17 protein-coding genes are annotated in these 16,594 nt (G+C 34.5%); 11 read left to right on the top strand and 6 right to left on the bottom strand.

Annotation, left to right across the window (positions count from 1 at the left end):
• Positions 1 to 24 precede the first annotated feature (24 nt).
• On the bottom strand, positions 25 to 816 hold the full coding sequence (locus DFR66_RS03090; RefSeq protein ID WP_114753371.1) for an O-methyltransferase: 792 nt from the start codon (positions 814 to 816) through the stop codon (positions 25 to 27).
• A gap of 285 nt (positions 817 to 1,101) precedes the next feature.
• Here DFR66_RS03090 and DFR66_RS03085 point away from each other — a divergent pair, with 285 nt between their 5' ends.
• On the top strand, positions 1,102 to 2,649 hold the full coding sequence (locus tag DFR66_RS03085; RefSeq protein ID WP_199755476.1) for an SDR family NAD(P)-dependent oxidoreductase: 1,548 nt from the start codon (positions 1,102 to 1,104) through the stop codon (positions 2,647 to 2,649).
• Positions 2,650 to 2,842: 193 nt separating this feature from the next.
• Here DFR66_RS03085 and DFR66_RS03080 read toward each other — a convergent pair whose 3' ends face one another.
• The 4 genes from DFR66_RS03080 to DFR66_RS03065 all read right to left on the bottom strand — a co-directional run bounded on the left by DFR66_RS03080 (position 2,843) and on the right by DFR66_RS03065 (position 7,163).
• Positions 2,843 to 3,295, bottom strand: coding sequence for a Gmad2 immunoglobulin-like domain-containing protein (locus DFR66_RS03080; RefSeq protein WP_114753369.1), 453 nt, complete (start codon positions 3,293 to 3,295; stop codon positions 2,843 to 2,845).
• Positions 3,296 to 3,349: 54 nt separating this feature from the next.
• On the bottom strand, positions 3,350 to 3,655 hold the full coding sequence (locus DFR66_RS03075; RefSeq protein ID WP_114753368.1) for a hypothetical protein: 306 nt from the start codon (positions 3,653 to 3,655) through the stop codon (positions 3,350 to 3,352).
• A 597-nt stretch (positions 3,656 to 4,252) separates the two neighbouring features.
• Positions 4,253 to 6,115 (bottom strand): ABC-F family ATP-binding cassette domain-containing protein, encoded by a 1,863-nt coding sequence (locus DFR66_RS03070; RefSeq protein WP_114753367.1) that lies wholly within the window; start codon positions 6,113 to 6,115, stop codon positions 4,253 to 4,255.
• A gap of 79 nt (positions 6,116 to 6,194) precedes the next feature.
• The gene (locus DFR66_RS03065) at positions 6,195 to 7,163 is read right to left on the bottom strand and encodes a T9SS C-terminal target domain-containing protein (protein ID WP_242008618.1); all 969 of its coding nucleotides are present in this window, start codon (positions 7,161 to 7,163) and stop codon (positions 6,195 to 6,197) included.
• Positions 7,164 to 7,400: 237 nt separating this feature from the next.
• On the opposite strand from DFR66_RS03065, the gene DFR66_RS03060 reads away from it, so the two are divergent.
• The 10 genes from DFR66_RS03060 (at position 7,401) to ftsY (ending at position 15,209) form a co-directional block, all read left to right on the top strand.
• Complete coding sequence (locus DFR66_RS03060; RefSeq protein WP_114753366.1) at positions 7,401 to 8,576, top strand: glycosyltransferase family 2 protein; 1,176 nt, start codon at positions 7,401 to 7,403, stop codon at positions 8,574 to 8,576.
• Between the two features lie 84 nt (positions 8,577 to 8,660).
• On the top strand, positions 8,661 to 9,962 hold the full coding sequence (locus DFR66_RS03055; RefSeq protein ID WP_114753365.1) for a dihydrolipoamide acetyltransferase family protein: 1,302 nt from the start codon (positions 8,661 to 8,663) through the stop codon (positions 9,960 to 9,962).
• Positions 9,963 to 10,107: 145 nt separating this feature from the next.
• Positions 10,108 to 10,878, top strand: a complete 771-nt coding sequence (locus DFR66_RS03050) for a 3'-5' exonuclease (RefSeq protein WP_114753460.1) — start codon at positions 10,108 to 10,110, stop codon at positions 10,876 to 10,878.
• Positions 10,879 to 10,953: 75 nt separating this feature from the next.
• Entirely contained in the window at positions 10,954 to 11,565 is a 612-nt protein-coding gene (locus DFR66_RS03045) for a fumarylacetoacetate hydrolase family protein (protein WP_114753364.1), read from the top strand.
• Positions 11,565 to 11,909: an Hpt domain-containing protein gene (locus DFR66_RS03040; RefSeq protein WP_114753363.1), complete on the top strand. Its 345-nt coding sequence runs from the start codon at positions 11,565 to 11,567 to the stop codon at positions 11,907 to 11,909. The genes DFR66_RS03045 and DFR66_RS03040 overlap by 1 nt, the downstream gene beginning before the upstream one ends.
• A 217-nt stretch (positions 11,910 to 12,126) precedes the next feature.
• Positions 12,127 to 13,380 (top strand): CinA family nicotinamide mononucleotide deamidase-related protein, encoded by a 1,254-nt coding sequence (locus DFR66_RS03035; RefSeq protein ID WP_114753362.1) that lies wholly within the window; start codon positions 12,127 to 12,129, stop codon positions 13,378 to 13,380.
• A 72-nt stretch (positions 13,381 to 13,452) separates the two neighbouring features.
• Complete coding sequence (gene rpmB / locus DFR66_RS03030; protein WP_024980263.1) at positions 13,453 to 13,689, top strand: 50S ribosomal protein L28; 237 nt, start codon at positions 13,453 to 13,455, stop codon at positions 13,687 to 13,689.
• Positions 13,690 to 13,716: 27 nt separating this feature from the next.
• Positions 13,717 to 13,899 (top strand): 50S ribosomal protein L33, encoded by a 183-nt coding sequence (rpmG, locus tag DFR66_RS03025; RefSeq protein WP_017495179.1) that lies wholly within the window; start codon positions 13,717 to 13,719, stop codon positions 13,897 to 13,899.
• A gap of 75 nt (positions 13,900 to 13,974) precedes the next feature.
• Positions 13,975 to 14,127, top strand: coding sequence for a DUF4295 domain-containing protein (locus tag DFR66_RS03020; RefSeq protein ID WP_073370281.1), 153 nt, complete (start codon positions 13,975 to 13,977; stop codon positions 14,125 to 14,127).
• Positions 14,128 to 14,255: 128 nt separating this feature from the next.
• A complete protein-coding gene (ftsY, locus tag DFR66_RS03015; protein WP_114753361.1) occupies positions 14,256 to 15,209 on the top strand; it encodes a signal recognition particle-docking protein FtsY in 954 nt (317 codons plus the stop codon).
• 187 nt (positions 15,210 to 15,396) lie between these two features.
• Here the strand turns inward: ftsY and DFR66_RS03010 are convergent, their stop codons facing one another.
• A complete protein-coding gene (locus DFR66_RS03010; protein ID WP_114753360.1) occupies positions 15,397 to 16,473 on the bottom strand; it encodes a serine hydrolase domain-containing protein in 1,077 nt (358 codons plus the stop codon).
• Between the last annotated feature and the right edge of the window lie 121 nt (positions 16,474 to 16,594).

Below are 16,594 nucleotides of genomic sequence, written 5' to 3'. Positions count from 1 at the left end.
GTAATGGCTGTCATTTTTTTTGCGTTATATTCTGATGATAAAATGTTCTTTGGGTTGCTCTCTCCTAAAAAAGATGATTCCCCATTGAAACGTATCAATAGTTACCGTCACTTTGGGATGTTTTTTTATAATTTCCCAAGCATCTTCCATTTCTGATGACCAATGAATATCATCAAATATCCAAACGGTTTCATTAGTAATGGTTGGAAGTAATAATTCAAAATAATCTAATGTTGCTTTCTTGGAGTGATTGCCATCGAAGTAAATTAAGTTATGGTTTTTATGTTCAAGGCTTTCGGTTTGCAAATAATTACTGAATTCTGTCACCACTGGATTTACATTATCAAAATGGAATAATTGCAATTGACTTTTTGCAATTGCCATTGTATTAGGACAACCTTCTAGTGTTGTAATTTTTGCTTTTATCCCGACGCTTCGGGACCCTAAAGAAATTGCAGAAGTTGCTAATCCTAATGAAGTTCCAATTTCTAAAATAGATTCAGACTGAAAATAGTTAGTGATCCTAAATAATAGTTCAGCTCGTTTTGGAGAAATTCCGGACGTTTTGGCAATCTTAGAAATAACTCTGGTATTCGATTTGAAAACTTTCGAACCTGCACCAAAATCTGTGACTTCAATCGTATTATTGTTTGCTAGTAGCGAGTTTCGGTACTTTCTTAAAACAGCATATTCAGGTTTTGATTTTCTGTCATAGAAACATTTTGTCAGCAAATTAAATACAAAGGGAGAATGTACAGCATGCTCGTTTTTTGAGTGCCAAAGGAATTGTAGATATGATTTTATTTGAAACAGCATGGTACTTTTTTTTTACACAAAGATTCTCAATAAAAAAAACACGAGGATACACTGAGTTTTTTCAATTAATGAGTCTTTGCGGTTGCTACGTGAATCTTGGTGAAATAACATTTTGGTGCGAAGATAGAAAGATAATAGCCTAAAGCAAAAAGTCATAAGGAGTGAGAAGTGAAAGACGAGAAGTGTAGAGCTGAATTGTTACCATTCACCACTCACTATTCACTTTAAAACCTATCTTTGCGCCCTTAGAATTTACTGCAAGAATAAGACCTATTTTTTACGATAATGATTGAACAAATTGAACATAAAAGTGTCATAAGCGCGGAAGAAATTGACCGATGCATCGCTATTTTGAATCAACTGAATAATGATACCGACCAAATATTTGATATCCCAAAAGAACAAAGAACGGCTTTAATCAAAGCAGCAGGAATGTTTTCTAGACCCGATCGCGACGAGCTTTCTCGTAGAAAGAAAGACGGAAAAGTGGCTGCAAAACGCAAAATGGAAAAACGTGACCGAACTGCCCGAAAGGAAACAGGAATTCGTCATGCGCGTGAAGCAAGTGTTTTTATGGCGCCTAAATTATTAGCGTACAATGAACTTGTGAACAAAGAACAATTAGAACTGGAAACACCTAGAAATTGTTACGTATGTAAAACCGAGTTTACTAAAATGCACCACTTTTACGATACGATGTGTACCGAATGTGGAGATTTTAATTATGCCAAACGTTTTCAAACTGCCGATGTAAAGGGACAAGTAGCTGTAATTACAGGTTCTCGCTTAAAAATTGGGTATCACATTACATTGATGTTGTTGCGCGGTGGAGCAACCGTTATGGCTACGACTCGTTTCCCGGTGGATTCGGCTTTGCGTTTTTCTAAGGAAGACGATTTCATGGATTGGGGACACCGTTTGAAAATTCATGGATTGGATTTGCGACACATTCCTAGTGTAGAGATTTTTTGTAATTTCATAGAGCAAAAGTACGAGCGTTTGGATATTTTAATTAATAATGCGGCGCAAACCGTGAGACGTCCTGCGGGGTTTTACACGCATTTGATGGAAAATGAAGAGCGTTCTATCGGTTCTTTGCCAAAACAAGCGCAAGAATTATTGCTGGATCATACCAATTGTTTAGATGAACTAAAAGTATTGACAGCAGGCGCTTCCTCGAATCAAAATATGCCGGTGACTTGGCACGGACCAGAACCTGGGATAGGTTTGCGGGCTTCCGCCAAATTGTCGCAGATTCCGTATTCGTTTGATAATGCCTTGGTAGCGAATGAAGTTTTTCCAGAAGGAGAACTCGATGCCGATTTGCAACAAGTGGATTTACGAAAAACCAACAGCTGGCGATTGCGTTTGGGACAAATAGAAACCACGGAGATGATTGAAGTGCAGTTGGTGAATTCCGTAGCACCTTTTGTATTGTGTAACCGTCTTTCGGAAGTGATGAAGAAAGACAACACCGGAAAAAAACACATCATCAATGTTTCGGCTATGGAAGGGAAGTTTCACCGCTTTTTTAAGGAAGACCGCCATCCTCATACGAATATGGCAAAAGCCGCCTTAAATATGCTGACGCACACTTCCTCAGGAACCTTGGCAAAAGATGGAATTTTTATGAATGCGGTTGATACGGGTTGGGTAACCGACGAAGATCCTGCAGAATTAGCCAAAAGAAAACAGGAAGAAGAAGATTTTCAGCCGCCATTAGACATTGTGGATGGAGCAGCACGAGTGATGGATCCGTTGTTTGATGGCATCAATACAGGGAAACATTGGTGCGGAAAGTTTTTGAAAGATTACAACCCGATTCCTTGGTAGTTTTTAGTTTTCAGTTTTCAGTCGTAGTTTTCAGTGAACAGTAGTAAATTGATTATTGAACAATGCTTGATCAGATAAAAAATAAATCCACAACAGAATCTAATTTTGTTGTGGATTTTTGTTGATTGCTATTAGCGAAGTCAGAGACATTTACACGACTTAATCCAAAACTATATTAAGTATTGAAAAGCAATTAAAAAAGAAGAATCGGGAGTTCATGTTGACGGCTACCAGCTTTAGCGCTTGATTCAAAAAGAACGAGAGTCAATTTAGAATTCTCTCGTTTTTTCTCAACAGTAACAGTAAAGTCAAAGTTGCCCCACTCGGGAGCTCCCGCATCAGTCATTTGAAAACCTTTGTGTAGCTCGTCGTGTCCATCTTCAATAATCCAATTAAAGTTTGCCTCAAAGATTTGCCCTTTTCCACGTACTCGGAATTTATTTTCGTCTATACGTTCCACAGTTACTTCTTTGAAACGTGCATTAGAATATTGCTTAGGCAAAAGATTTTCTGGCTTTGTAGCCTTTACTAGTTTAGTGGTATCAGGAATGGTCATTAAAGTGTCATTCACAAAAGCAGGGCGCTGAGTTTCCTTTTTATTGCATGCGAATAATAAAAAAGCAGATAACAAAATTGTCCATCTCATAGTTGTATTGTTTATATTCTAGTCTAGATTTAAAATAGTTTGATATTGTTGTGCCTATTGTTTTTCGTCAGGTAAAAGTGTAACAAATACTCGTAAAACAAAATTTCCAAAGGCAAACCATAAGTAAGCAAAAGCGCTGAACATGAAAACAAAAATAGGAGCAAAGCAAACAAGAACGACAACCCCTTTTAACCCATAAATATCTTTATTGTTGAAATTTACAGGCATAAGTCCAAAACTTACTAAGATTACAAACAATATCAGAAAGGGTAAATAAGCAAATGAAAACGTGAAGAAAATTTTTTTAAATAAGGAGTTTGGCTTTCCAGAATATTTTGACAGTGATTTTTTTAGATTCATTTGGTTTAGTTTTTTTGTTCAATTTTTAAAATCTTGTTGAAGGAAACGGATTGCAAATCCACGCTAATGGATATAAATAATTCGTTTTTTAGTTATTGCATCGACAACATTTTTTTCATCCAAAAAATGTTTTTAATTTTTGTTTATTTAAATACTAGAAAACGATTATCGTGTCCTACAAATATCATCATTTTAGATACTACCTAAATAGTAATAACCGATTAAGTTTTGTTTCTAAAAAAAAACAACCCCAACTGTTTTAGCGATGCCGCTAAAACTGTTAGGGTTGTATGTAATAATTACTTCCTATTATGTGATTTTCCTTCGTCAAAATGACAAACTATTCTTTTTAAATAAAACCCCAACATTTTTAGTGTTGCCACTAAAAGTGTTGGGGTTTTAAATAATATAAAATTTTTACTTCTATTCCCCCTTCGGGCTATGTTTTTAAGTTAAGGAATAATCCCCATGATTTTGTCATTCCGACGAAGGAGGAATCTCAGCAAACGTGAGCAACAAACAGAGATTCCTCCTTCGTCGAAATGACAAATAAACTCTTAACTTAATGACATTTCCCCTTCGGGGGTTAGGGGGCTTTTACCCTTCAATCTTAGCACTCAGCTCAAACCATCTTTCTTCTTTCTCTTCAATTTTGTTGATGATGTTTCTCAATTCGTTCGCTTTCTTTTCAATGTCAGCCTCGGCAATTTTACCGTCTGAGAATAATTGCTCAATAGCTACTTTCTGAATTTCTAAATCTTTGATTTCACGTTCGATTTTCTGGAATTCTTTTTGCTCATTGAACGTCAGGTTTCCAGTTGGATTGTTTTGTTTCCAGTCTTTCTTTTCGGCTTTGTTTTCTTCTTTTTGAGCTACATCAGTACTGTCTTCGTAGGCTCTAAAATCAGAATAGTTCCCTGGAAAATCTTCAACCACACCATCACCTCTAAAAATGAATAAGTGATCCACAATTTTATCCATGAAATACCTGTCGTGAGAAACTACTAAAAGACAACCTGGATAATCCAAAAGGAAGCTTTCTAAAACGTTTAGCGTTACGATATCCAAATCATTCGTAGGCTCATCCAGAATCAAGAAGTTAGGATTCTGAATCAAAACGGTACACAAGTACAAACGTTTTAATTCCCCTCCGCTTAATCTGTCCACAAAATCATATTGTTTTTTGGCATCAAACAAGAAACGCTCTAACAATTGCGAAGCCGAAATCAATTTTCCTTTCATCAACGGAATAAATTCTCCGTATTCCTTAATCACATCAATCACACGCTGACCCGGTTTTGGGTTGATTCCGCTTTGTGTATAATAACCTATTTTTATCGTTTCACCTACCACTACTTTTCCACCATCAAGAGGTAAAGTACCGGTCAATAAATTTAAGAAAGTTGATTTTCCAGTTCCATTTTTTCCAATGATTCCAATACGTTCTCCACGTTGAAAATCAAAACTGAAATTATCCATGATCACATGATCCTTGAATTTTTTGGAGATTTTGTGAAGCTCGATAATCTTGCTTCCCATGCGTTCCATGTTAATTTCAAGCTCTACTTTATTTTCACGACGGCGACTTTGCGCTTTTTCTTTGATTTCATAAAAATCATCCTGACGCGATTTCGATTTAGTCGTTCTCGCTTTTGGCTGACGGCGCATCCATTCTAATTCTTTTACAAAAAGATTTTGTGCTTTATCCACACTTGAATTTTCAGATGCGATGCGTTCCTCTTTCTTCTCTAAATAATAGGAGTAATTTCCTTTGTATTGGTATAATTTTCCGTTGTCTAGTTCTATGATTTCATTACAAACGCGCTCTAAGAAAAAACGGTCGTGCGTCACCATAAACAACGTAATATTTTCTTTAGCAAAATAGCTTTCTAACCATTCGATCATCTCTAAATCCAAGTGATTCGTAGGCTCATCCAGAATTAATAAATCTGGACGATTGATCAAAATGATGGCTAGTGATAAACGCTTTTTTTGTCCACCCGAAAGGTTTTTAACTTTAAGCTTGAAATTTTCCAACTTCAATTTGAACAAAATTTGCTTGTACTGCGTTTCAAAATCCCAAGCATTGTGCTGATCCATTCCGTCAAAAGCTTTTTGGTACGCTTCTTCGTCTTCAGGATTTTCTAGTGCTTTTTCGTAGGCTTCAATGACTTTTAGTGTCTCATTATCCGATGCGAAAATACTTTCTTCAATAGTCAGTTCGTCTTGCAAGTTGTTGTTTTGTGATAGAAAAGCCATTTTGATGCCTTTTCTTAATACAACTTGACCAGTATCTGATTCTTCTAGACCATTAATGATGCTCATAATAGTCGTTTTTCCAGAACCGTTTTTGGCTATGAAGGCAATTTTTTGATCTTTATTAATTCCAAACGAGATGTCTTTAAACAACGTACGTTCACCAAAAGATTTCGAGATGTTTTCTACAGAAAGGTAATTCACAGGGCTAATTTTTTTGCAAAAGTAAGCTATTAAATACCGATTTGCCAATAGTTTAGTTGAATCTAAGTTTTCAGTAAAATTATTTTTTCAGATAATTGCTCAAATAGGCACTCAAATCAAAGAGATGTAACTTTTGCGAAATGGTTACAATTGGTCTTCTGGAGAAATTTTCGTTGGTTAAATAATAATGAAGTCCATCCTGTGTTGTGATGCCTTCCATTTGATGTAATGGCAATGCAATTTTTATTTTTCTCTTATTTCCTGAAAAGAAATCAGAACCATTATAATCGTAAAACAAATACATAAACGGGGATAAAAACCTATTGTAACCTGCCAGAACGAGTAGTTTTTTTTCTGGCAGAAAAGTTGCTGAGGTTACTAATCCCTCCACATCATAGGATTCTTTTAGTTGAGCAATATGTTTGCCTGGAATCTTCGGAATTTGATATACACTAGTTTTTCTCTCTTTCCACTGTTTGGTAAACAAGTAAATATTTTTGCCTGAAACAATAAAAGCCTCACAATCAAAATTGGTTGCATTCCCTTTAGTAGTTTTGAAATCCTTTTGATTGGAATAGGAAAACGAAAGCGTGTCAATTTTCTGGTTATTCCCCGAAAGCGATTTTTTTTCAATCCGTAAAATATGCAGGTCTTTCCTGTTTCCTGAGGCATTATTTCCAAAATCACCAATATAAAAGTAATCGCTGTCTTGCGAAATTTCTTCCCAGTCGGTATTTGTCGTGTTTTTAAGTTGGATTTTATTTCTAATGACACCTTTGGTATCCATACCATAAAGGACCGTTTCTGTGTTGTCATTACTTGTCCACAATAGGGAATCACTTTGTACTAAGCTGGACGTTTCTTTCAAAAGCGCATTCAACTTCACGGAATATTTTGGCTTTATTTTTACTGAAACATAAGTACAGCTACCGTCATTTACAGTTGCGGCAGAATTGTAGTTATTAGAGAGTGGGTCAGTGCAACCTGAAATTTGAGCTTGTAAAGTACAAATAGCAAAGAAGAGTGCTAGTGAGAATATTTTTTTCAATGAGTTATTTCTTGGGATTCGTTAATATGTAGCAAAAGTAAAGTTTCTCAGGTTTATTATTAGTATTTGGAGCGAATGATTTAAGCTTATTTGTTGATATAGTTCCCGCTTTTAGCTTCAATCTTTGTTGTTCCTCTCAAAGGATTTTCACTGCAATCGGGGCTAAAGGAAACATGTTTTTGTATTTTTAAACTTTAATACTTTGTGTCGTTACATCTTAAAATATATCTTTGAAAAATGCAACTATCTGTCATTATTCTCAATTACAATGTTCGGTATTTTCTCGAACTATGTGTTTTAAGCGTTCAAAGCGCATTAGAATCCATTGACGGCGAAATCATTGTAATTGATAATAATTCCTCCGATGACAGTTGTGCAATGATGAAACAACGTTTTCCTAACGTAAAACTCATTCAAAACAAAGAAAATATAGGTTTTCCAAAAGGTAATAATATTGGCGTTGCACAAGCGCAAGGCGAATATATTTGCATTCTCAATCCAGATACTGTTGTTGCCGAAGATACTTTCATAAAAATTATAAATTTTGTCACCTCGAGAGCAGTCGAGAAGAATGATTTAGGAATTGTTGGTTGTAAACTCATTGATGGAGCCGGAAATTTTCTGCCCGAAAGCAAAAGGGGCGTTCCAACACCTTGGGTTGCTTTTACAAAAATCACCGCTTTGTATAAATTAGTATCTAAAACAAGAATATTTGGTAAATATTATGCGGAACATTTAAACGAAAACCAAACAGGAAAAGTAGATATTCTTGTGGGTGCTTTTATGTTTATGAGAAGAGATTTGTACCTTGAATTAGACGGATTTGATGAGGATTGTTTCATGTATTCGGATGATATTGATATGTCTTATAGGATTTTGCAAAAAGGAAAGTCGAATTATTATTTCCATGACACCACAGTAATTCATTACAAAGGGGAAAGTACTATCAAGGATGAAACATATTTGAAACGATTTCAGGAAGCGATGAATTACTTTTATAAAAAGCATTTTCGGGTGCCCCAGTTATTCTCTTTTTTTATGAAAATGGGAATTGTCTTTTTCTCTTTAGTGAAAATGTTTCAAGGAAAGCCAAAAATTAGAACAGTTCTAAAATCATATCAGCTGTATTCGGCTAACGAAAAATTAGCAGAAAAATTGGCTTTGGTTTTGCAAAAAAAAGTCCTGTTTCACGATTTGAAAACAGAAAAAATGGTAATTTCGTCTTCTGTTAAAAGCATAATAGGCACAGAAGTTATTTTAGACAACGAATTCATTCCCTTTAAAGATTGTATCGCAATTCTCGAATCTTCAAGGAATAAAGGGTTTACCTTTAAAATTATACCTAAAACCGCTAATTTTTTAATAGGAAGTAATAATAGTAACGAGAGAGGTGAGATTATAGAAATAGAGTAAAAAATTACATTTAATGTAATTTATATTTGAAATATTTAGTAATTTCGCAAACTGAAAATCAATATCACCTTTTAGGTTAACAATATGGCAAGATTTGAATTAAAACTTCCAAAAATGGGAGAAAGCGTTGCAGAAGCAACCATCACAAACTGGTTAAAAGAAGTTGGAGACAGAATTGAAGCTGACGAAGCTGTACTTGAAATTGCTACTGATAAAGTAGATAGTGAAGTGCCAAGCGAAGTTTCGGGAATTTTAGTAGAACAATTGTTTGGCAAAGATGATTTGGTTCAAGTAGGTCAGACAATAGCAATTATTGAAACGGATAGTGCAGCTGTTGCTGAAACAGTTAAAGAGGTTGCTGCTCCAGTTGAGGTTGCAATTATTGAAAAAACAGTTGAAGTAGCTAAAAAAGCGGTTGCTACACCTGCTGATTTCTCTGATTCTGAAAGATTCTTATCGCCTTTAGTAAAAAATATTGCTAAAGAAGAAGGTGTGTCTGTGGCTGAATTAGCAGCGATTTCAGGAACTGGAAAAGAAGGAAGAGTAACTAAAAATGATATTTTAGAATACGTAAAAAATAGAACAAGTCAACCTGTAGTAGCGGCTCCCGTTGCAGCAGTTCAAAAACCAATGCCATCTCCAGCTGCGCAAAAAGCAGCCCCAGTATCAGTAAGTGGTGGTGATGAGATTATAGAAATGGACAGAATGCGCAAGCTGATTTCTGGTTACATGGTAGCTTCTGTACAAACTTCGGCTCACGTACAATCATTCATAGAAGTGGATGTGACAAATATTGTGAAATGGAGAGAAAAAAATAAAAATACATTCGAAAAAAGAGAAGGTGAAAAGTTGACGTATACACCAATTTTTATGGAAGCGGTTGCAAAAGCCTTAAAAGACTTTCCAGGAATGAATATTTCTGTTGATGGTGATTATATTATCAAAAAGAAAAATATCAATTTAGGAATGGCTGCTGCGTTACCTAACGGGAATTTAATTGTTCCAGTTATTAAAAACGCGGATCAACTGAATTTAGTGGGTATGGCGAAAGCGGTAAACGATTTAGGAAACCGTGCTAAAATGGGAAAACTGAAACCAGATGATACACAAGGAGGAACGTATACTGTAACTAATGTGGGAACTTTTGGAAGCGTTTTTGGCACACCAATTATTAATCAGCCGCAAGTAGGAATTTTAGCCCTTGGAGCTATTCGTAAAATGCCGGCAGTAATCGAGACTCCTGAAGGGGATTTTATCGGGATTCGCCAGAAAATGTTCTTGTCACACAGTTACGACCATAGAGTAGTAGATGGAGCATTAGGTGGCAGTTTTGTAAAAAGAGTTGCGGAATATTTAGAAGCTTTTGATGTCAACAGAGATGTTTAATGGTGTATAATTACTATAAAAACCCGATTGATTTTTAAAAATCAATCGGGTTTTCTTTTTTTGAGGTTTTATGGAACTTTATACCTTGAACTTTAAACGAAATCAAACCCAAATTTCTATATTTGTATTCACACAAAATTTAAAAATGGAACTTAAACTCAATAAGCCAATTTGCTTTTTCGATCTTGAAACCACAGGAATAGACATCGGAAAAGATAGAATTGTAGAAATCTCAATATTCAAAGTTTTTCCAAACGGAAATAAGGAAAGCAAAACATGGCTGGTAAATCCAACGATTCCAATTCCACCACAAACAACCGCTGTTCATGGAATCACCGATGAAAAAGTAGCAAACGAACCTACTTTTAATGAATTAGCGACACAAGTTTATAATATGATTAAAGACAGTGATTTGGCTGGTTTTAATTCAGATCGTTTTGATATTCCGTTATTAGCTGAAGAAATGTTACGTGCAGGAGTTGATTTTGATATGAAAAACAGAGTTTCTATTGATGTGCAAACCGTTTTTCATAAAATGGAAGAGCGAACGTTAAGTGCTGCACACAAGTTTTATTGTGGTAAAACACTTGAGAACGCACACTCGGCAGAAGCAGATACCATGGCGACTTACGAAATTTTGAAAGCACAATTAGATCGTTATACGGAGCTGGAAAATGACATGAAATCATTATCTGAGTTTACTACAAGAAAGAAAATTGCTGATTTTGCAGGAATGATTGCTTTTGATAAAGATGATGAAGAAATTTTTACTTTTGGAAAACATAAAGGGGTGAAAGTGAATAAAATTCTGGAAACAGAACCCGGTTATTTCAGTTGGATTCAAAATGCTGACTTTCCTTTGTACACCAAGAAAGTTTTAACGGCAATAAAATTAAGAAAATTAAATACGAAATAAGTTCTCAGTCGCAGTCTCAGTTTTAGTTTGTAAGCTGTGACTGAAAACTGCGACTGAAAACTGAATACTAAATTTATGAAAATAATCTGTATCGGTAGGAATTACACCAATCACATAGAGGAGTTGCAAAACGAAAGGCCAACGGAACCAGTAGTTTTTATGAAGCCGGATTCGGCAGTTTTATTGAAACAACATCCGTTTGTAATTCCAGAATTTTCGGAGGATATTCACCACGAAATTGAAATTATTGTCAAAATAAATAAAGTGGGGAAATACATCGAACCTAAGTTTGCACATAAATATTATGATGAGATTAGTGTTGGGATTGATTTTACAGCCCGTGATTTACAATCAAAATTAAAAGCAAAAGGCTTGCCTTGGGAAAAAGCAAAAGCGTTTGATGGCTCTGCAGTTATAGGTGAATTTTTGCCTAAAAATCAATTTAGTTCATTAGAAAATATTACTTTTGAATTAACCAATAACAACAATACGGTGCAAAAGGGTAATTCCAGTCATATGTTGTGGAAGATTGATGAATTAATTTCATACGTTTCTCAATTCTTTACACTTAAAATTGGAGATATTATTTTTACAGGAACTCCAGAAGGAGTAGCTGCTGTAAAGCCAAATGATGTTTTGGAAGGATTTTTAGAAGGACAACAACTCTTTAGAATACAAGTAAAATAATGGCTATAAACTACAACCTTTCAAAAGTGTACGCACTTTCAGACAACGATGCAGAATTTGTAAATGAAATTTTGACATTGTTTGTCACTGAAGTTCCTGAGGATTTAGTACAAATCAAAGAAGGAATTAAAAAGAAAGATCATAAACATGCTTATGCTTATGCGCACAAAATAAAACCTACACTAGATTTAATGGGGTTAAACGTGGCTTTTGAAGAGATTCTTCAAATAGAAGCCTGGACTAAAGTCGAAGGTAAAAAGAAAGATATCAAAGAAACTTTTAAGAGCGTAAAAAACCAAGTTAATGACGCTATCAAAGAAATCAAAAAAGATTTCGATTTGTAATATAGAGGCATGACCCGCTGAAAAAGCGGGTCAGGCTATCCGTAACAAACAAAGTTCACTAAACTCCTATATAAATAATTAATAGGTGAAGCAATCTCTCTCGTTAAAAAATGAGATAGTATTTTCGCTATTATATTTCACGCAAAAAAAAACAGAATGTGTTTTTTACACATTTTTCTTTTAAGACTGCAATCCCATAAAAAAATATCACAAAAAAATGAAAGCAACAATAGTTACTATTGGTGATGAAATTTTAATAGGCCAAATTGTCGATACAAATTCGGGTTTTATAGCTAAATCATTAGATAAGATTGGCGTTGAAATCAACGAAATGATTTCGATAAGTGATGATAAAAAACACATTTTAGATACGTTTGCTGCACTTCAAAATCAAGTCGATTTAGTAATTGTCACAGGTGGTTTAGGACCTACGAAAGATGATGTAACAAAAAAAACTTTTTGTGATTATTTTGAGGATGAATTAGTAATTGATGAAGCAGTCGAAAAGCACGTAATTGAGCTTATAGAGCGCGTGATGAATAGAACGGCATCGCAAATTAATAAAGATCAAGCATTGGTTCCTTCAAAATGCACGGTGCTTCACAATCAGGTGGGTACTGCGCCAGGAATGTGGATGAAAAAGGAAAACACTGTTTTTATTTCGCTTCCAGGAGTTCCTTATGAAATGAAATATTTAGTTGAAAATGAAATCATCCCAAAAGTAGTTCGAGAATACAAACGTCCTTATATTATTCACAAAACAATTCTCACGTACGGACAAGGCGAAAGTATGGTAGCGGAACGGATAGAGGATTGGGAAAATAACCTTCCTGAATTTATTAAGTTAGCGTATTTGCCAAGTCCGGGAAGAGTTCGTTTACGACTTTCAGCCCGTGGCACAAATAAAGAAAACTTAGAGCTTGCTCTCGAGAAAAATGTAAATTCGCTAGACGCCATAATTCACGATATTATAGTAGGTTTTGATGATGATGAAACTTTAGAGGTTGTGGTAAGTAATTTACTTACAAAGCAAAACAAAACTATTTCGACTGCAGAGAGTTGTACCGGAGGTAAAATTGCAGCGCTATTGACGTCGGTTCCGGGAGCGTCAAAGTATTTTAAAGGGAGTGTAGTTTCGTATGCAACTGAAGTTAAAATCGATGTTTTAGGCATTCCGGAAAGCCTCATAAAAGAAAATTCTGTGGTGAGCAGAGAAGTAGTTTCGGCGATGGTTTTGAATGTAAAAAACATAATGAAAACAGATTATGCAATTGCAACAACCGGGAACGCTGGACCATTAAAAGGAGAGTCAAATGCTGAAGTTGGGACAGTTTTTATTGCATTGGCCACACCAACGGAAGTAATTGTTGAAGAATTTAATTTTGGTCAACCACGTGAAAAAGTGATAGATAGAGCAGTAATTAAAAGTTTAGAACTATTACAGAAAGAAATTTTGAAAAATGTGCAATAAATTAGTTGCTTAATAGGTTTATTTTTCTTTTCTTTGCACCCTGATTTTGAATAACGATAAAAGATAAGTATAATGTCAAGAGTTTGTGACCTTACAGGTAAAAGAGCGATGGTAGGAAATAACGTTTCTCACGCTATGAACAAAACTAAGAGAAAATTTTCTGTAAACTTAGTTAAAAAGCGTTTTTATCTTCCAGAAGAAGATAGATGGATTACTCTAAGAGTAGCTGCATCTACGATAAAAACAATTAATAAAAATGGAATCGCTGCAGTTTTGAAAAAAGCGCAGTCAGAAGGATTTATTAAATAATCTATTCCAAAATAAAAAAATAGCAAGATGGCAAAGAAAGGTAATAGAATCCAAGTAATTTTAGAATGTACTGAACACAAGACTTCTGGTGTTGCAGGAACTTCAAGATACATAACTACAAAGAACAAAAAGAACACTCCAGATAGATTAGAGATTAAGAAATTTAATCCAATCTTGAAGCGTGTAACTGTTCACAAAGAAATTAAATAATAATTAGAGATTTTGATAAAAATCTCAAATGGTAACATTTGAAGATTTTATTTAAATTTAAATAACATTTGAATCATGGCAAAGAAAACCGTAGCATCGTTACAAACATCTTCTAAGAGATTATCAAAAGCCATCAAAATGGTGAAATCTCCAAAAACAGGTGCATATACATTCGTAGAATCTATTATGGCTCCTGAAGCTGTTGATGAATTCTTGAAAAAGAAATAATTAACAATCACATTATATAGAAAAGCTACTTTCATTCGGAAGTAGCTTTTTTATTTTCTATATTTACAATTAGAAAAACGTATTGGTTCTTTAAACCTAAATACTTCATTCTTAATACTATTTATACAATGAGTTTTTTCAAAAGAATATTTTCATCAGAGAAAAAAGAAACATTAGACAAAGGTCTTGAAAAATCAAAAACAAATTTCTTTTCGAAGTTAACCAAAGCTGTTGCCGGAAAGTCAAAAGTGGATGATGAAGTCTTAGATAATTTAGAGGAAATCCTTGTTGCCTCGGATGTTGGTGTAAACACAACTTTAAAGATAATCACTAGAATCGAAAACCGTGTTGCTTCAGATAAATACTTAGGTATAGAAGAATTGAATCAAATTCTTAGAGAAGAGATTGCTGCTTTATTGTCAGAGACTAATACAGGTGAAGCTACTGAATTTGTAATTCCAATTCAGACTAAACCTTATGTTTTAATGGTTGTTGGGGTAAATGGTGTTGGAAAAACGACTACCATTGGTAAATTAGCGTATCAATTTAAAAAGCAAGGCTATAATGTGGTTTTGGGTGCTGCCGATACATTTCGTGCTGCAGCTATCGACCAGTTACAAATATGGGCTGATAGAGTAGGAGTTCCTATTGTTCGTCAAGAAATGGGTAGTGATCCTGCATCGGTAGCTTTTGATACCTTGCAATCAGCTGTGGCGCAAAATGCCGATATTGTAATTATTGACACTGCAGGTCGTTTGCACAACAAGATTAATTTAATGAACGAATTGACAAAAGTCAAACGAGTTATGCAAAAGGTTGTGGGTGATGCACCACACGATGTGTTATTAGTTTTAGATGGATCAACTGGTCAAAATGCTTTTGAACAAGCGAAACAATTTACCGCTGCTACTGAAGTTACTTGTTTAGCCGTTACTAAACTGGATGGAACTGCAAAAGGTGGTGTTGTTATTGGAATCTCCGATCAATTTCAAATTCCTGTAAAATATATTGGTGTAGGTGAGGGAATTGAAGATTTGCAGGTTTTTAATAAGTATGAGTTTGTAGATAGTTTTTTTAAATAATAATTAGAATGGATTTCTCTTCTTTGAAAAATACACCTCCAATGTATCTTTATTTAGTGAGTATTATTTCTTTTATATTGGCAAATCTTGTTCGAGACAAAAGTCTTGGATTCTATTATTTTTTATTAATAATTGGTTTGGTTTTCTTTGTTATAGGTTTTATGAAACGTTTGAAAAGCAAATAAATTTACTGATATAAAGCACTAATTTTTTGCCATAAAATTGCATCAAAATCAGATAAAGCAAACGTTGGATTATTTTGATTTGCGACATCTCCCATTCTAATAACGACCATTTTCTTGCTTGGAATAATATAGATTTTTTGATCGTTTTTTCCTAACGCCATAAACATATCGGATGGAGCTGTGGGTATTAAACTACCGTTGAACTGCAGTTGGCTTTGAGGTAAATGATAACTTGATTTTCCATTCAACCACCATAAATAGCCGTATCCCAGATTTATATTTTGAGAAGTATTTGTAGCTTCATTTATAAAGCTCTCATTTACTATTGTATTGTTTTCCCATTTTCCTTTATTGTAGATTAATAATCCAAATCGCGCCATGGAACGCGTGTTGCTTCTATAAACAGAATTATTGCCTAATTGAAACCACGCACCCTCCATTCCTATTTTATCTTTCAATTTGGAATTGAAATAGGAATTCCATGTTTGACCACTGGCTTGAGCAATAACATCCTGTAATTTTACATATACATTATGGTACGCCCAACGTGTCCCTGCATCTGCTTTATATTTTAGGCTTGTAGGATCAACATCATCGGTAGTGTCATCTAATCCGGAAGTCATACTAAGTAGATGTTTATTTGTAATCAAATTCTCTTTAGTTAAAGGCAAACTCGTCCAACCAGTTCCTATATATTGCGAAACTTTATTATTGATGTTGATTAGATTTTCTTGTTGTGCAATTCCTGTTACTGCTGTAGTCAGTGTTTTACCAGCGCTAGCCCAATACCAAAAAGCGTTAGCATCATGTCCATTGAAATAATTTTCCATAACGATTCTACCATTGACAAGAATGATAAAGGACTTTGAATTTTTGAGTTTCAAATAATCCAATAACGATTGTACTGCGGATTGTTTCCAACCTAAACTTGTGATAGATTTTGTTTCCCAAATTGTACCAGTAAGTGGAGGAAAATAGAGTGTTTCTGCAGGAGTGGGAGTAGGTGTTGCTTCATTATTTTCTGAACTGCAGCTACTACAAAATAATACGATGAGGAAACTATAGATTATTTTTGACATTTTACTACTGATTTAATTCTAATTCCTTATAGACCAAAAATATAGAAAATAGTTTAATGTGTTTCTACTATTTTTGTTTTCTTTGAATTTAATAAGAGTAACTTTGTAATTAGATTAAATG

The sequence above is a fragment of the Flavobacterium glaciei genome, from assembly GCF_003350545.1.
GTDB lineage: Bacteria > Bacteroidota > Bacteroidia > Flavobacteriales > Flavobacteriaceae > Flavobacterium > Flavobacterium glaciei.
The sequence above is the reverse complement of the archived record's forward strand: the minus strand, read 5'-3'. Positions and strand labels throughout refer to the sequence as shown.

Coding starts and splice junctions, on each gene's coding strand:
- DFR66_RS03090 (WP_114753371.1), bottom strand. CDS start 816: ATGCTGTTTCAAATAAAATCATATCTACAATTCCTTTGGCACTCAAAA.
- DFR66_RS03085 (WP_199755476.1), top strand. CDS start 1,102: ATGATTGAACAAATTGAACATAAAAGTGTCATAAGCGCGGAAGAAATT.
- DFR66_RS03080 (WP_114753369.1), bottom strand. CDS start 3,295: ATGAGATGGACAATTTTGTTATCTGCTTTTTTATTATTCGCATGCAAT.
- DFR66_RS03075 (WP_114753368.1), bottom strand. CDS start 3,655: ATGAATCTAAAAAAATCACTGTCAAAATATTCTGGAAAGCCAAACTCC.
- DFR66_RS03060 (WP_114753366.1), top strand. CDS start 7,401: ATGCAACTATCTGTCATTATTCTCAATTACAATGTTCGGTATTTTCTC.
- DFR66_RS03055 (WP_114753365.1), top strand. CDS start 8,661: ATGGCAAGATTTGAATTAAAACTTCCAAAAATGGGAGAAAGCGTTGCA.
- DFR66_RS03050 (WP_114753460.1), top strand. CDS start 10,108: ATGGAACTTAAACTCAATAAGCCAATTTGCTTTTTCGATCTTGAAACC.
- DFR66_RS03045 (WP_114753364.1), top strand. CDS start 10,954: ATGAAAATAATCTGTATCGGTAGGAATTACACCAATCACATAGAGGAG.
- DFR66_RS03040 (WP_114753363.1), top strand. CDS start 11,565: ATGGCTATAAACTACAACCTTTCAAAAGTGTACGCACTTTCAGACAAC.
- DFR66_RS03035 (WP_114753362.1), top strand. CDS start 12,127: ATGAAAGCAACAATAGTTACTATTGGTGATGAAATTTTAATAGGCCAA.
- rpmB (WP_024980263.1), top strand. CDS start 13,453: ATGTCAAGAGTTTGTGACCTTACAGGTAAAAGAGCGATGGTAGGAAAT.
- rpmG (WP_017495179.1), top strand. CDS start 13,717: ATGGCAAAGAAAGGTAATAGAATCCAAGTAATTTTAGAATGTACTGAA.
- DFR66_RS03020 (WP_073370281.1), top strand. CDS start 13,975: ATGGCAAAGAAAACCGTAGCATCGTTACAAACATCTTCTAAGAGATTA.
- ftsY (WP_114753361.1), top strand. CDS start 14,256: ATGAGTTTTTTCAAAAGAATATTTTCATCAGAGAAAAAAGAAACATTA.
- DFR66_RS03010 (WP_114753360.1), bottom strand. CDS start 16,473: ATGTCAAAAATAATCTATAGTTTCCTCATCGTATTATTTTGTAGTAGC.